Origin of the sequence: Cobetia sp. 10Alg 146 (assembly GCF_029846385.1) — a bacterium.
Taxonomy (GTDB): Bacteria; Pseudomonadota; Gammaproteobacteria; order Pseudomonadales; family Halomonadaceae; genus Cobetia; species Cobetia marina.
In genome coordinates this window covers 172,921-188,738 of sequence record NZ_JARWKT010000006.1, presented here as the reverse complement: position 1 = coordinate 188,738, position 15,818 = coordinate 172,921, and the positions used below count along the sequence as shown (strand labels likewise).

At 61.7% G+C, this 15,818-nt stretch carries 13 protein-coding genes; 5 read left to right on the top strand and 8 right to left on the bottom strand.

From position 1 onward, the window contains the following. Positions 1-134: 134 nt before the first annotated feature. Entirely contained in the window at positions 135-857 is a 723-nt protein-coding gene (gene ccmB / locus QD172_RS12485) for a heme exporter protein CcmB (RefSeq protein ID WP_279855880.1), read from the bottom strand. Then, positions 854-1,567, bottom strand: a complete 714-nt coding sequence (gene ccmA, locus QD172_RS12480; RefSeq protein ID WP_077379364.1) for a cytochrome c biogenesis heme-transporting ATPase CcmA — start codon at positions 1,565-1,567, stop codon at positions 854-856. The genes ccmB and ccmA overlap by 4 nt, the downstream gene beginning before the upstream one ends. Before the next feature lie 478 nt (positions 1,568-2,045). Here ccmA and QD172_RS12475 point away from each other — a divergent pair, with 478 nt between their 5' ends. Together QD172_RS12475 and QD172_RS12470 are read left to right on the top strand one after the other, a co-directional pair. Then, on the top strand, positions 2,046-2,522 hold the full coding sequence (locus QD172_RS12475; protein ID WP_077378921.1) for a LexA family transcriptional regulator: 477 nt from the start codon (positions 2,046-2,048) through the stop codon (positions 2,520-2,522). A 26-nt stretch (positions 2,523-2,548) separates the two neighbouring features. After that, on the top strand, positions 2,549-3,175 hold the full coding sequence (locus QD172_RS12470) for a YigZ family protein (protein WP_136939070.1): 627 nt from the start codon (positions 2,549-2,551) through the stop codon (positions 3,173-3,175). 142 nt (positions 3,176-3,317) lie between these two features. Here the strand turns inward: QD172_RS12470 and QD172_RS12465 are convergent, their stop codons facing one another. Continuing rightward, the gene (locus QD172_RS12465; RefSeq protein WP_279855879.1) at positions 3,318-3,938 is read right to left on the bottom strand and encodes an NAD(P)H-dependent oxidoreductase; all 621 of its coding nucleotides are present in this window, start codon (positions 3,936-3,938) and stop codon (positions 3,318-3,320) included. Between the two features lie 164 nt (positions 3,939-4,102). Further along, positions 4,103-5,284 (bottom strand): MliC family protein, encoded by a 1,182-nt coding sequence (locus QD172_RS12460; protein WP_279855878.1) that lies wholly within the window; start codon positions 5,282-5,284, stop codon positions 4,103-4,105. A 378-nt stretch (positions 5,285-5,662) separates the two neighbouring features. Here QD172_RS12460 and QD172_RS12455 point away from each other — a divergent pair, with 378 nt between their 5' ends. Continuing rightward, a complete protein-coding gene (locus QD172_RS12455) occupies positions 5,663-6,574 on the top strand; it encodes a LysR family transcriptional regulator (protein WP_279855877.1) in 912 nt (303 codons plus the stop codon). Between the two features lie 230 nt (positions 6,575-6,804). Here the strand turns inward: QD172_RS12455 and QD172_RS12450 are convergent, their stop codons facing one another. The 4 genes from QD172_RS12450 to QD172_RS12435 form a co-directional block, all read right to left on the bottom strand. Continuing rightward, positions 6,805-7,011 (bottom strand): cold-shock protein, encoded by a 207-nt coding sequence (locus QD172_RS12450; RefSeq protein ID WP_077378903.1) that lies wholly within the window; start codon positions 7,009-7,011, stop codon positions 6,805-6,807. Between the two features lie 214 nt (positions 7,012-7,225). Then, positions 7,226-7,690: a lipocalin-like domain-containing protein gene (locus tag QD172_RS12445; RefSeq protein WP_139345494.1), complete on the bottom strand. Its 465-nt coding sequence runs from the start codon at positions 7,688-7,690 to the stop codon at positions 7,226-7,228. 65 nt (positions 7,691-7,755) lie between these two features. Further along, positions 7,756-9,417, bottom strand: coding sequence for an ATP-binding protein (locus QD172_RS12440; protein ID WP_279855875.1), 1,662 nt, complete (start codon positions 9,415-9,417; stop codon positions 7,756-7,758). 3 nt (positions 9,418-9,420) lie between these two features. Continuing rightward, a complete protein-coding gene (locus tag QD172_RS12435; protein ID WP_077378895.1) occupies positions 9,421-10,131 on the bottom strand; it encodes a winged helix-turn-helix domain-containing protein in 711 nt (236 codons plus the stop codon). Between the two features lie 617 nt (positions 10,132-10,748). Here QD172_RS12435 and QD172_RS12430 point away from each other — a divergent pair. Beyond that, positions 10,749-13,649, top strand: coding sequence for a ribonucleoside-diphosphate reductase subunit alpha (locus QD172_RS12430; RefSeq protein WP_084209391.1), 2,901 nt, complete (start codon positions 10,749-10,751; stop codon positions 13,647-13,649). A 281-nt stretch (positions 13,650-13,930) separates the two neighbouring features. Continuing rightward, complete coding sequence (locus QD172_RS12425) at positions 13,931-15,172, top strand: ribonucleotide-diphosphate reductase subunit beta (protein WP_279855874.1); 1,242 nt, start codon at positions 13,931-13,933, stop codon at positions 15,170-15,172. Positions 15,173-15,818 lie beyond the last annotated feature (646 nt).

Here is a 15,818-nt window from a genome sequence, read left to right as displayed (position 1 = left end):
CGAACCTTGCGAGCAGGCGCTTGATGAGAGTCGGAATCGGCGTTCACACGAGCCTCTTGTCAGGGGCGAAAGGATATCTGGCGAAGTGCTGGCGGCACTCAGGCCACCCTCTGCCAGCCGGCAGGGAGCAGGGACTAGCCATTGATGCTCAACCTCAGGCCGGCGGCGATGGCAAGCGGCGCCAGCAACAGTGCCAGCGCCAGCATCGCACCCAGCATGGCCAGGTGGGCGGCGCTGGGCATGCCGGTGACGGCGCTCTGCACCGCGCCGGCGCCGAAGATCAGCACGGGAATGTACAGCGGCAGGATGATCAGCGAGAGCAGCACGCCGCCGCGCCGCAGCCCGACCGTCAGCGCCGCGCCGATCGCGCCGATCAGCGACAGGCTCAGACTGCCCAGCGCCAGCGAGGCGATCAGCACCCCGAAGGCGCCGCTCGGCAGCCCCAGCATCACGCCCAGCAGCGGTGCCATCAGCGCCAACGGCAGACCGGTCAACAGCCAGTGCCCCGTCACCTTGGCCAGCACCAGCAATGGCAACGGCTGGGGGGTCAGCAGCAGTTGCTCAAGGCTACCGTCGTCGAGGTCCTGCCGGAACAGCCCCTCAAGTGACAGCAACGTGGCCAGCAAGGCCGCCACCCACAGCAGCCCCGGCGCCAGTGTCGCCAGCAACGCCTTGTCCGGCGAGATCCCCAGCGGAAACAGCGTGATCACCAGGGCGAAGAATACCAGCGGGTTGATCAGCTCACTGCGCCGGCGCAACGCCTGACGCAGGTCGCGTCGAAGTGTCGCCTTGAGTGCCCCTCCCAACGAGCAGGCAACGGGAGACTCGGACAATGGTGTCAGAGGATCATGTCTCATGCCCAGGCGCCCTCCCTCGACTCCGCGCCAGCGCGTTGCCCAAGGCCTATTCGGCGCAATCGCGAGACATCCGAGAAGCGATGGTGGGTCGTCATCACCACGCTGCCACCCCGCTCGGCGTGCGCCAGCAACAGCGCCTCCAGCGCCTGGACGCCATCGATGTCGATGGCGGTGAAGGGCTCATCGAGCACCCACAGTCGACGCGGTGTCAGGTGCAATCGCGCCAGGGCGATGCGCCGCTGCTGACCAGCCGACAGCTGCTGGGCCGGGACATCCTCGAAGCCGGCAAGCCCCACGGCGTCCAGCGCTGCCCAGGCGAGCGAGCGTCGCTCCGCGGCGTTTCGAGAAGATGCGGCGTCACCGAGCGCCTGATACCAGGCAAGATTCTCCAATGCCGTCAGCGTGCCCTTGATGCCGGGCTGGTGACCCAGATAGAGCAGTGATCCCAGAAAGTCGTCGCGCACCCGCGAGGCAGGCTGCCCCTGCCAGAGCACTTCGCCTTCGTGATCATGGAACTGCCCGGACAGAATCTTGAGCAGGGTGGTCTTGCCACTGCCATTGGGGCCTTCGATCTGCAGGATCTCGCCCGCCGCGAGGCTGAAGTCGAGCGCCTGGAACAGCCAGCGCTCATCGCGCTCACACCCAAGCGCCCGCACCGCCAGCAAGGGCGGCACGCAACGGGCTTCATCGCTGACTGGCTGGATCGACATCCCGACATCTCGCGGCTGGTCAGTCGCGGAGCGCGACATCAGAGGCTGGTCCCGAGGGATCCAATCGCGTCATTCTACGAGCTGAAGCCGGCACTGACCACCGGTCGCCCGAATGACGCGACCCGCACGCGTCGAGCCTTGCACGGGAGTCAAGTTCTCGCGCGCTCCATCAGCAAAGCATGGTGCACATTCATACGACACACCCATCGCCTGATTGGCATCGACGACCGACTCACCCCTTGCCACCTCGCGCTGGCTTGCTATGATGCAGACACTGTATACAAAAACAGTACTCATACAGTATCGTCATCGCATGCCTGGCATTGCCCGGGCAGCAGACCGAACGGGTCGGCTCTCATCGCGTTGTCATCATGTTCGCAGAGCCTATCAGGCCGCAGATGAACTCAGCCTGACGACCTTTCACGCTGCATCGCAGGTCGGCTCCCTCTGCCGACCGCACAGCATCAGGGGATAGCTCATGTCACGTCTTCACGCTCCACACTACCTTCAGCGCCTTCACAATCTGCCGCTCAATGACGAGGCCTGGCAGGAAATCACTGCCAGCGACATGATGGATATCCCGCTGCTCGGCAACATCACCGCCGGCATGCCCATCGAAGCCATCGCCGACTGCGGCACGATCGCCGTGCCGACGCGCATGGTGCGACGCAATACCTACGCCCTGCGCGTTCGCGGCCACTCGATGATCAACTGCAACATCCATGATGGCGACATCATCATCATCGAGCGCAGTGAAAGTGCCGAGAACGGTGAGACCGCCGTGGTGATGATCAACCAGCAGGAAGTGACGCTGAAGAAGCTGTATATCGAGAAGAGCGGTGTACGCCTGCAACCGGCCAACGACAGCATGGCCCCCATCTACCTCAAGAATGCCGATATCGAAGTGCTGGGCATGGTGATGGGTGTCGTACGCGGCAACGCCGTCACTCATTGAGGGCGACGCTTTGCTAAGATGGCACGATGAGCTATCAGATACCTGCACTGGCGCCAGAGGCGCATCACGAGCACAGCATCGAGATCGAGAAGAGCCGCTTCATCGCCTGGCTGGCCCACGCTCCGACACCAGACGCCATGACGCGGCTGCTGGTAAAGGCGCATCTCGCCCATCCCAATGCACGTCATCACTGCACGGCATTCATCGCGGGTGCGCCGAATGAGCAGAATGCCATCGGCTTCTCCGATGACGGAGAGCCGGGTGGTACCGCCGGCAGGCCGATGTATCAGGTACTGGAAGGCAGCGGCGTGGGGCAGATCGCATGCGTGGTGATCCGCTACTTCGGCGGCATCAAGCTGGGCACCGGTGGTCTGGCTCGCGCGTACAGTCGTGCCGTGCTCGACGCCCTCGAGCGACTGCCCACCACCACCTTCACGCCGCGTACACCCAGACGCCTCAAGGTCGGATTCGCTCATGAGGCCGACGTGCGTCACTGGCTGAACGGCTACGATGTACCGGTGGATGCCAGCGACTATGCCGCCGATGGCGTGGTGTTGACGGCCGGCTGGCCGCAAGGCGGCGCTCAGCCACCGCTGGAAGAACTGCATGCGCGCCTCAAGGGCGCACTGGAAGTGCTCGAAGACCAAGGCTGAGCGTTTCCAGCCACTGTCTCCTCCCCCAGTGACCTCTGCTTCCCGATAGCACAAACGCCACCGCCGCTCCTCTCAGAGCGGCGGTGGCGTTTTCATTCATCATGCTCAACCAATGTGACTCAGCTACGGCAGATACACCGGGTCAGAGAGCATCCACGTAGTTGGCGATGCCTGTCCTGGCCTCTGACAGAGCTCCCACCTTTTGCTCATCGCCCATGTTGAGGCCTTCAGCGTATACGAAGTGCTGATCCGTGATGCCCATCAGCCCAAGCATGGATGTGAGATGCGGCGTCTGGGAGTCCAGGTCACTGCCCGCATACATCCCGCCACGTGCTGCCAGCACCAGTGCCTGCTTGCCTTCCAGCAGACCTACCGGCCCCTTCTCGGTATAGCGGAAGGTCTCGCCGGCACGCAGCACCCGGTCAAACCACGCCTTCATCTGCGTCGGCAGGCCCAGATTGTAGAGCGGTGCCGCGATGACCAGCAGGTCTGCCGCTCTCAGCTCGGCCAGGAAACCATCGGACAGCTCGGCGAGCTTGCGTTGCTCGGCGCTTCGCTCATCCGCCGGCGTCATCCATGCCTGCATCTCGGCGGCGCCCAGGTGCGGAAGGTCGCGCTCGACCAGATCATGATGCGCCAACTGATGCTCGTGACCGGACGCCTGCAAGGCATCCACGAACGCGGAAGCCAGTTCACGAGAGTTGCCTTTTTCTCCGAACAGGGAAGATGAGACCAGCAGAACATTGAGCGGTGTGGCAGACATGGCAGGTTCTCCGCAGACAGAAAGGACGATTTCCCATCACGAGCCAGGCTTGGCATCCGTTGCCCGTGATGGAGAGCTGCCCGCCATGATAGATGAACTCCGTGGCACGAAAAGCGATAAAGATCGCACCAACCATTCGAAAAAATCGACGAAAAGACGTCATGTCAGGGGAGGTATGCCTCACCACAGCCACTCAGATCTCGAGACTCTCCTCCTTTTCGCGTCAGAGTCAGCTCGGAGGTCAGCGGATACGGGGTACCTTGCATGGTGTCGAAGCAGGCACCCGGCGTCAGGCTCAGTTTCAGCCACCCCCTGCCGACTGAAGCGCGCGGCAAGCGCGCCGACAGCACCTTGCCATGCTTGCCGTCGTCATTGACCCGATAGGGTAACGTCAGCTGACTGAGCGACGATGACTCCTGCTCCTGCTTGCCGCTCTCGTTCCCGGCAACGCCAGAGCTGCCGTCATCGGCGCCTGTAGCGTCCTGCGACACCCGCGCCTTGCCTTGCACGGCACCCAACAGGTCGGGCGATGCCGTCACCGTCATCCGGTTATGCGCTCGATCCAGACTGATACGCCACTCAGGCTCGTGACCCTGTGCCACCAGCAACGGCTGGTCATCGGGGATCTGGATGGTGCGCTGATCATCCTGAACGCACTCAAGATTGCCGCGCGCATTGTGCAGCGTGGCTTCCCGCCCCTTGAACCAGACTTCCAGCTCACGGGCTCCCCCCTCCGCCTGTTGACGCTGCCGCTCGGAGACCGGGGCGTCATTGGCCCGATAACGGGCGCCGGAAGCACTCACCACATGCCCCAAGGCGTAGGCGTGCTGACGCGACCATAGCCGCAGCCAGCCTTCAGCAGTCGCCTCCTGAGGGGGGTCCTTCGCCACAGAGACGGGAGGCCTGCCCCTCGCGTCCTGTCCATCACTGAAGGCCATCAACAGATCCTGCGCCGGCGTACAGCGCCAGACCTGATACTCGCTGGCCCCCCGGGGCGGCAGGAAGGTCGCGGGCAATGTCACCGCCGGCGCCTGACCCAGCGACTCGGCACTGGGTGCCCTGGGCTTGTCTGGTTTCGTGACAGGACGCACTTCAGGGATCTTCAGCGGTGCCGGCATCACCTGCGCACTCGACGCATCACGCGATTCATCCGACAGCATGGAGCAGCCACTCAGCAGCGCCATCATCGACACGCACAGGAGATTGGCCGGTGCGCCTGTCGAGATACCTGTCGCAGTACAGGTCGAGATAGCGGCCACCTGACGCCCGCCACGACGAGGCGAGACATCTGGCGCCGAACAGGCAGCGGCCCTCGTATGATCCGGGCGCGAGTGAAACGGAAACATGAAAAGCCCTCCCTGGGCATGCCTGACGACAGAAAGTAACGCACCGCACTCCGCTGGAGGCGGCGACACAGCGTGATTTCAAGGCGTAGAGAGCAACGCCATCCTGGCGCATGAAGAAAGTCTATCAAGCGCAGCCAGCCTTGTGGGCCTCGATTCACGGCAATTCCCATGAGGTGCCGTCATCGTGAAGACACTGGCACTGCCTGCATGAGACGCCTCCCTCTGCGATGGCCATGCCGAGATCCATCAGGCTCAGGGGGAATGCCCAACGGAGCTCATTGACGCTTCCTCGCGCAGCAGCGATTGACCTGCGCAGCACTTCGCCCAAGAATTGAATGAAAATGAACTGTTCACTCATCCAAATGAGCAAAACTCATCATGCTCGAACTACGCCATCTCCGCACGCTGCTGGCACTGCGTGATGCCGGCTCGCTGGTCGAGGCTGCCGAGCGCATCCACCTCACCCAGTCCGCCCTCTCACATCAACTGAAGGACCTGGAAGAGCGCCTGGGCACGCCGCTGTTCATTCGCAAGACGCGCCCGGTCGAGTTCACCCGTGCAGGGCAACGCCTGCTGTCACTGGCAGAACAGGTACTGCCGCAATTTCGCATGGCAGAGCGTGACATCGCGCGCATGGCAGGCAGTGAGCAAGGACGGCTGCATATGGCCATCGAATGCCACAGCTGCTTCCAATGGCTGATGCCGACGGTGGATCGCTTCCGGGATCACTGGCCGGAGATCGAGGTCGACATTCCTTCGGGCCATAGCTTCTCTCCCCTCCAGGCGCTGGGTCGCGAGCAGCTGGACCTGGTCATCACGGCCAATCCGGTGGAGATGACCGGTATCCAGTACCTGCCGCTGTTCCGCTACGAAGTCATGCTGGCCGTGGCACGCCAGCATGCACTGGCTCTCAAGGGCCGTGTGGAACCGGAAGACCTGCAAGAAGAAGTGCTGATCATCTACCCTGTCGAGCATGACCGGCTGGACGTGTTCACCCAGTTCCTCGAACCCGCCAACATCAGCCCTCGCGAGATCCGCCATGCCGAGATGACGGTCATGATGATGCAGCTTGTCGCCAGCGGTCGCGGCGTGACGGCACTGCCCAACTGGGCATTGGCCGAATACCTGACCCGCGATTACGTTCGCGGCCTGCCTCTGGGCGACGGAATCTGGGCGACGCTCTATGCCGCGGTGCGAGAGGATCTGCTGGACACTCCCTGGATGGATGATTTCCTGCGCACTGCCCGCGAGACCTCCTTTGAGGTGCTCAGCGGCGTAAAGCCAGCCTGAGCCAATGCCCCAGGGCATCTCCGGACAACCACTTGAACGACAAGAGCCCCGCCCCACTGCGCTTCTCGTGCAATGGGACGGGGCTCTTGTTCATGGCATGCCCCTGCGGGGCGTACCAGGTCACCGATACTGCGTTTTTCACGCACACAAACAGAAGCGCCCCAGCATGAGCTGGGGCGCTTCTAGACATCTATCATCTCACACGGAACGGATTCCGCAGCGAGTGATGATCAGTCGATAGCCTTGACGTTGGCTGCCTGCAGGCCTTTCTGGCCCTGAGTCACGTCGAAGGAGACCTGCTGGCCGTCCTGCAGGGTCTTGAAGCCTTCTGCCTGGACTTCGGAGAAGTGAACGAACAGATCGTCACCGCCGTCAGCCGGAGCAATGAAACCAAAACCTTTCGCGTCGTTGAACCACTTAACTGTACCAGTTGCCATGAGAAATTCCTCTCTGATTAGCATGTTTGAAATAACGGGCATTACCCGAAGAGCGTGGGCAAAGCAAAACCATGCATCAAATCAGCGAGGCATTTCGGGGCGCTCAAGGCGTTTTACCGAGCAGCACAGGCGACTGAGTGGTGCGTCTTGCTATCCAACAGGGGTTACCTTGCACCTTAAGCCATGATCCCGTCAAGCCTTTTCGGTAATGATGTCATCTATCATGAAGACGCTGCCAGGCAAGCCAGGTGGTATAGCCCCCTGCAGGCAGCTGAAGATTGGGCGCGTCCGTGCCCAGCAGCAGTGACTCTCCGGTGAGCTGGACTCGCCGCGCCAGCGTCACGCCACTCCAGTCCGCGATGCTCGCGACGTCTACCTGATGACGGACCTCCTGACGCCGCTCATCCCAGCACCAGCGCCCACAATAGGCAAAGCCCTGTCGAAAGGCCGCCATCAATTGATCATCAGTGGGCGCCACCCCAAGAGGCTCACGCTCACGAGCCGCCAGCTGAACGCTCATGAAGCCATTGGGGAGATAGTGCAGCTGACCCGCACACCTCCCCAATGGCTCCCATTCACGCCCATCCGGCCAGGCATACCAGAAGCGTTGCAGCTCCCAGGAGCCGATCAATGCGTCATGCAGAGCCCCGACGTCACGGCTCGCATCTTGCAGATTCATCCACTTGCCCTCCTCGCTGATGACATCGCTTCGCACCACTGCGTATCACGATAGAGTAGCATCGCTCAGGTGCGCTGCCCGTCATCCCCCTCCCCGGGGGTCACGGGCGGCAAGGAAGGAGGTGCCTCACGTTTCAGCTTGCTGCTGGACAAGGGCAGCAGCAGGCTGAAACGTGCCCCTTTCAGGGCGATGCCCCGATCGACCACCACGCTTCCGCCATGAGAGTGCATGATCTTCTGCACGATGGAGAGCCCCAGACCATAGCCACCTGAAGATCGCGTGCGTGAATCATCCAGTCGCGCGAATGGCTTGAAGACCTTCTTGCGGTCCTCCTCGCCCACGCCGGGGCCATCATCCTCGACATCGATGCGCACCACCTGCGGGTCTCTGGAGATGCGCACCAGCACACGTGAATCTGCATGCCGACAGGCATTCGAGACCAGATTCTGCAGCGCACGCTGCAGATAGCGTGCCTCCGCCTCCACATCAAAGGCACCGCCTTCAATGCTCAGCAGCAGCTCAGGATGCAGTGGCGCCAGGGTTTCACAGACCTGCTCCGCCACTTCCCGACAGTCCACCGCCCCCAGATCCAGCTGAACCCCGGCGGCGTCATTGAGGCGTGCATAGGTCAGGATCTCGTCGATCAGCTTGTCGAGCTCCTCGATGTCACCATCGGCGCCCTTGATCTGCCGGAGCACGAAGTCATCATCCACCATGTCCTCGATCATCTGCAGCGCGAAGCGGATACGTGCCACCGGGGTACGCAGCTCGTGGGAGACGGCGCGAATCATGTCCTGCTGGGCTCCCAGCAATCCCTGCACGCGTTCGGCCATGCCATTGAAGGCCATGCCGAGACGGCCAAGAAAGTCATTGGTCTCGATCCTGACCCGCGTATCGAGGTAGCCGCCGGCAATCCGGGTCGCCGCCTTCTCCAGTCGAGTCAACCGTGCCTCCAGCGAACGCACGACCAGATAGATGACACCCCCCAACAGGCTGATGACGGCCAGAATCATGGCAACGATCAATGCCGCCGGGGTCGTCTCGAAGACCTGCAGCGGCCCGACCTTGATCAGGTTGTGACCCTCCAGGCGGGTATAGAGCGCCAGCGCCTGCCCATGGCTTGCCATGTTGAGCACCACTCGCTGGTCGTTGATCCGCCCGACCTGTTGCGCATCCAGCCCGTTGGGCATATCAGGCAATTGAGCGAAGGCCAGCCCGGAGGCATCCTGCAGCTCCGACAACAGAGCGACACGCTGCTCCGGTGCCATGGGCAACAAGGTTTCCCGCAGCAACGACATCAATCCCCGCAACTGTCGCTCAGCCAGATGCAGCAGCCTGAGCTCCAGCACCTGCTCCTCGCCCGGCACCTGCATCAGTAGCTGCCAGCCGGCATCCTGATGCTCATGCACCAGAGGCCGGCCGGCCGCCAGACGGCGCTTCTCCCACCAGTTGAGGTCGAATACCTCAACAGGCGCCAGCATCAGCCGCGCATCCAGCAGGCGCGAGGAGCGCTCCAGCAGGCTCGACCTTTCGGCAGGAGGCGCCTCGGCCACCTGCCGGGTCAGCAGCAGCATCGGCGCCGCCCCCAGGCGGGTCTGGTAGGCCTCGAGTCGGACAGCGTTGGTCAGCTGATAACCGCCCAACGCCACGCCCAGCGTCAGGAGCAACGCCAGCAGCAGCACCACGTAGACGCGCAGGAAGATACTGTCAGACAGCGCACGCCGCATGAATCAGAGGTCCTTGACGAACAGGTAACCCTTGCTGCGTACCGTCTTTATCCGCTCAGGGTGATTGGGATCATCACCGATCTTGGGCCGGATGCGCGAGACGCGCACGTCAATGGAGCGATCCTGGCCGTCATACTTGATGCCACGCAGTGCCGAGAAGATCTCTTCACGAGTCAGCACGCGCCCGGCATTGGAAGACAGCAGCCACAGCAGATCGAACTCGGCACTGGTCAGCTCGATACGCTCACGCGCCAGCCAGGCTTCACGGGTAGCGTTGTCGATCTCCAGGTCATTGAAGACGAGACGCGTCTCGCCTGCCGCCTCTTCCGGGCCGTCGGCCCGCCTGAGCAAGGCACGCATGCGCGCCAGCAACACGCGAGGCTGCACCGGCTTGGGCACGTAGTCATCGGCGCCCATCTCGAGGCCCAGCACCTGATCCATGTCATCAGTACGTGCCGTCAGCATCAGAATGGGGCCGGAGAACTGGGGCCGCACGCGACGACAGATGGACAGGCCATCCTCGCCCGGCAGCATCAGATCGAGGATCACGATGTCGGGGCGCAGGCTGATGATCAGGTCCACTGCCCGGCCGCCATCGTGTTCGACGCTGACGCGGAAGTTGTTGGCTTCGAGATACTCACGCGTCAATGTCGCCAGACGCTCGTCATCCTCGACAATCAGTACATGTTCTTGCGCATTGGTATCCAAGGGCATTCCATCCGCATCGTTGGGTCGGCGTGGCCAGCGGCTCACAGGGAGTTACCGTCCTGTGCCACGTCGTAACCTTTTCAGGGTGATTTGTCACGAATGATACGCCAATTTGGGGATTTACGCGCCAGCTGTCCCGCACACATGCGCACTGACGAGGGGCAAAGAAATTAACACGCAATGTCTTGACATCCCCGGGCGGCAGGCACGGATTTTCAACCACACCTTACCCACAAGTTATCCACTTGCACGACCCCAAAAACAACACTATCTTGTGTCCAAACTCAGCTCACACCCCATATGTAGGGTTTTGGCGACGTCCGCACCCATAAGTCGGAAAGGCAATTTTCAAGCCTCAAGTCAAGCCCGAAAGAGATGATTCAGCAGATGGCGCGGCAACGCATGATCTGCCGCGACCAAGCTGTCATCGGTACCGAATTTCCTGTCTGACCGCCTTTCAGTGGCCTGACGGGTCATGCCAGCCGAGACAGCGATCAGACGATATGTCAGCCAGCCGTGCGTGATGGCACGCCCTACCGGGTGCCTCGCCGGCAGTGACACACGCTTTGCCCACGGGCCCTCGCCGGGCAACGATTCACCTTCAGACGATTCAGGAAGGCGTCATGGATTCCACTTTCAGCACCGATCAGGCGGCAGTCGACGTGACCGCACCCCAGCGCCTGCGCGTCATCAAGCGCACTGGCGATGTTGCGCCCTTCGATGCCAGCAAGATCTCCGTCGCACTCTCCAAGGCGTTCATCGCCGTGGAAGGCGATCAGGTCGAGTCCAGCTCGCGCATCCGCGATCTGGTCCAGCAGCTGACCAGCCAGATCACCGATGCCTTCCAGCGTCGCATGCCTGATGGTGGCACTCTGCATATCGAAGACATCCAGGACCAGGTCGAACTGGCCCTGATGCGCTCCGGCGAGCACAAGGTGGCCCGCGCCTACGTTCTCTACCGTGACGAGCACGCCCGTGCCCGCAGCGCGCAGAACGACGGCATCGCCAAGCCGCACCCGACCATCAATGTCACGCACCTCGACGGCAGCGTGCGTCCGCTGGATCTGGGCCGTATCGAGACACTCGTGTTCGATGCCTGCGCCGAGCTCTCCAACGTCGACGCCCAGAAGATCGTCGATGACTCGCTGAAGAACCTGTACGACGGCGTGCCGGTCGATGGCGTGTCCACCGCGCTGATGATGACCGCGCGCACGCTGGTCGAGAAGGACCCGAACTACACCTACGTCACCGCCCGCCTGCTGCAGGACAACCTGCGCCGCGAAGCCCTGAGCTTCCTCAAGGTCGCTGACGAGGCCACCTTCGGCGAGATGAAGGACCACTACCCGGTCGCCTTCAAGGCCTACATCGAGAGCGGCATCGCCTTCGAGCAGCTGGATGAGCAACTGGCCACCTTCGATCTGGATCGCCTCGGCGCCGCCATCGATCACACACGTGACAACCAGTTCACCTATCTCGGCCTGCAGACCCTGTACGACCGCTACTTCCTGCACCAGAACGACGTGCGCTATGAGCTGCCGCAGGTCATGTTCATGCGTGTCGCCATGGGTCTGTCCCTGAACGAGGAAGACCGCGAAGGTCGCGCCATCGAGTTCTACGAGCTGCTGTCCAGCTTCGACTACATGGCCTCCACGCCGACCCTGTTCAACGCCGGTACCCGTCGCAGCCAGCTGTCCAGCTGCTACCTGACCACCGTGCCGGATGCCCTAGACGGCATCTACGGTGCCATCCGCGACAACGCCATGCTCTCCAAGTGGGCCGGCGGTCTCGGCAATGACTGGACGCCGGTGCGCGCACTGGGGTCCTACATCAAGGGCACCAACGGCAAGTCCCAGGGCGTCGTGCCCTTCCTGAAGGTCGTCAACGACACCGCCGTTGCCGTCAACCAGGGTGGCAAGCGCAAGGGCGCCGTCTGTGCCTACCTGGAAACCTGGCACATGGACGTCGAGGAATTCCTCGACCTGCGCAAGAACACCGGTGATGACCGTCGTCGTACCCACGACATGAACACCGCCAACTGGGTGCCGGACCTGTTCATGAAGCGTGTCTTCGATGACACCGAGTGGACCCTGTTCTCGCCGTCCGACTGCCCGGACCTCCACGACCTGTACGGCGCGGCCTTCCAGGCGCGTTACGAGCAGTACGAGGAGATGACCCGTCAGGGCCAGCTGAAGCTGTTCAAGCGCGTCAAGGCGCGTGATCTGTGGCGCAAGATGCTCTCCATGCTGTTCGAGACCGGCCACCCGTGGATCACCTTCAAGGACCCGTGCAACCTGCGCAGCCCGCAGCAGCATGCCGGTGTCGTGCACTCGTCCAACCTGTGCACCGAGATCACCCTCAACACCTCCGAGGATGAGATCGCGGTCTGCAACCTGGGCTCGATCAACCTGGCGCAGCACGTCATCGACGGCAAGCTGGATGGCGACAAGCTCAAGAAGTCGGTACGTACCGCCGTGCGCATGCTCGACAACGTCATCGACATCAACTACTACGCCGTTCCGCAGGCGCGTCGCTCCAACATGCGTCACCGTCCGGTCGGCCTCGGCATCATGGGCTTCCAGGACGCGCTCTATGCGCAGTCCATCGCCTATGCCTCCGAAGAAGCCGTGACCTTCGCCGACGAATCCATGGAACTCGTCAGCTATCACGCCATCGAAGCTTCCAGTGATCTGGCGGCCGAGCGTGGCCGTTACGAGAGCTTCGACGGCTCTCTGTGGAGTCAGGGCATCCTGCCGATCGATTCCATCGAGAAGCTCAAGACCGAGCGTGGCGCCGACTACATCGAGATGGACGAAAGCCAGACTCAGGACTGGGACTACATCCGCGAGAAGGTCCGCACTCAGGGCATGCGCAACTCCAACGTGATGGCGATCGCGCCGACCGCGACGATCTCCAACATCTGTGGCGTCTCGCAGTCCATCGAGCCGACCTACCAGAACCTGTTCGTCAAATCGAACCTGTCTGGCGAGTTCACCGTGGTCAACGCCTACATGGTCAACGACCTCAAGGCGCGCGGCCTGTGGGACGAGGTCATGATCAACGACCTCAAGTACTACGACGGCAGCGTCCAGCCGATCGAGCGCATTCCGGAAGACCTCAAGGCGCTGTACGCCAACGCCTTCGAAGTCGAGCCGAAGTGGATCGTCGAAGCCGCCTCGCGTCGCCAGAAGTGGATCGACCAGGCGCAGTCCCTGAACCTGTACATCCAGGGCGTGTCCGGCAAGAAACTGGACGTGACCTACCGCATGGCATGGTTCCGTGGCCTCAAGACCACCTATTACCTCCGTGCTCTGGGTGCGACCGCCGTGGAGAAGTCCACCGTCGATCGCAGCAAGCACAACGCCGTCGGCAACGCACCGACTCCGGCTCCTGCTCCCGCGCCGACCCCGGCACCGGAAGCCAAGCCGGAACCGCGTGGCATCGAAGACTTCCTGCAAGGCAAGAGCGGTCAGCGTGCCCCCTCCGCCAGCAACATCGATGAGCTGGGCTGTGAGGCCTGTCAGTAAGCGATTGCGCAAGACTCGAGTCAGGCCCTGCCTGACTCCCCGCCTGCGATGACATCCCCGGCAGGCGGGCTGCGGCACTTTCTCAAGACCGAGCCTGGCTCGGTCTTGTGCCGACACAACAATCACTGCCTCCTGACATTGTCTCGAAACACGGCCCGGGCCTGACCTTCCCTCTCGGCAGATCACGCCTCTCGATGGCGCCAGCGTCGCAGGACGCACCGCCAACGCCTTCTTGTCACGCTGATTGCCCGCGTGACCACTACGAACACGAGGAACGCAACATGTTGAACTGGGACGATTTCCACGAAGACGAAGCCCCCGCTGCCGAGAAGCCGGCCGCTGCCAAACCGGCGCCGCAGGCCGAAACCCCGGCGGCTGAAGTTGCCGTCGCGAGCGAGAACAGCGAAGGCTACGCGGTCAGCGAAGCGGAACGCATCGCCCGCGCCCAGCAGGCGCTGGACGATCTTGACGTGGCCAAGGGTCTGGAAGAACTGGAAATGGGTGCCCAGCGCATTCAGGTCGACGAGAAGCGCATGATCAATGCCCGCGCCGACGTCAACCAGCTGGTGCCCTTCAAGTACGACTGGGCATGGCAGAAGTACCTCGACGGCTCCGCGAACCACTGGATGCCGCAGGAAGTGAACATGAACGCGGATATCGCGCTCTGGAAGAGCCAGGACGGCCTGACCGAAGACGAGCGTCTGATCGTGATGCGCTCGCTGGGTTACTTCTCCACTGCCGACTCGCTGGTCGCCAACAACCTGGTGCTGGCCGTCTACAAGAACATCACCAACCCGGAGTGCCGTCAGTACCTGCTGCGTCAGGCCTTCGAAGAGGCGATCCACACCCACGCCTACCAGTACTGCATCGAGTCCCTGGGCATGGACGAAGGCGAAGTCTTCAACATGTACCGTGAAGTGGACTCCGTGGCGCGCAAGTCCGCCTGGAGCCTCAAGCACACCCAGGCGCTGGCGCGTGCCGACTTCCACACCGGCACCCCGGAAGCGGACCAGGAGTTCCTGCGCAACCTGATCGGCTTCTACGCCGTCACCGAAGGCATCTTCTTCTACTGCGGCTTCTCCCAGATCCTGTCCATGGGTCGTCGCAACAAGATGACCGGCGTCGCCGAGCAGTTCCAGTACATCCTGCGTGACGAGTCCATGCACCTGAACTTCGGCATCGACGTGATCAACCAGATCAAGGTCGAGAACCCGCACCTGTGGACCGCCGAATTCCAGGACGAAGTCACCCAGATGATTCTGGAAGGCACCCAGCTCGAGATCGAATACGCGCGTGACACCATGCCGCGCGGCGTACTGGGCATGAACGCGGCCATCATGGAGGAATACCTCCACTTCATCTGCAACCGTCGCCTCGCGCAGCTGGGCCTCAAGGAGCAGTTCCCGGGCGCCAAGAACCCGTTCCCGTGGATGTCCGAGATCATCGACCTGCGCAAGGAGAAGAACTTCTTCGAGACGCGCGTCACCGAATATCAGGTCGGCGGTGCCCTGAGCTGGGATTGATACAAAGAATTTGGGCTCTACCTGTTTCAGGGAGAGCCCAATAGAAAAGGCCTAGGACTGACGCCCTAGGCCTTGTAGAAAGATGGAGGTCGCAGTCCATCTTCCTTGAAGCAGGCTGATCGCCCACCAAAAGCAAAGCAATTCTGGCCGTGATGCCTGCCTGAGTCAACATTTCTCATCAGCAAAGCGGAGGCTTGAAAGCCATGCATATCGATGCAGCGTTAGTCGAGGAGCAAGGTGTCAGATTTGCGGTTATCTCAGTCAAGGGGCATGTACTGAACTCAGCTCTTGAGAGCCATCAGTTCAGTAAAAGCATCGCTCAATGTTTTCCACGGGGCATACCTATTATTTTGATGGGTTCGAATGCTCAAGGTCGGGTCGCATATAGAGGCAGAAAAGATATTGTGCGATTCCTATCCAAGGTAAACATCACTCGTTTACCTTGGAAAAGGTACCACTTATCTACTCGAACTCTGCGGCAATGATCGACAACGCAGCATTAGGTGTCCACTCATTGCCCCTATAGATCTAGTGGCTAGAAAATAACGAACGGGCCATGTCATTGATATGGCCCGTTTTTGCGTCCAGCGCCCGCACAGGGTAGGCTTCGCGCCGTCCCGACTCTCCCCGGCTTCACGTGAAAGGA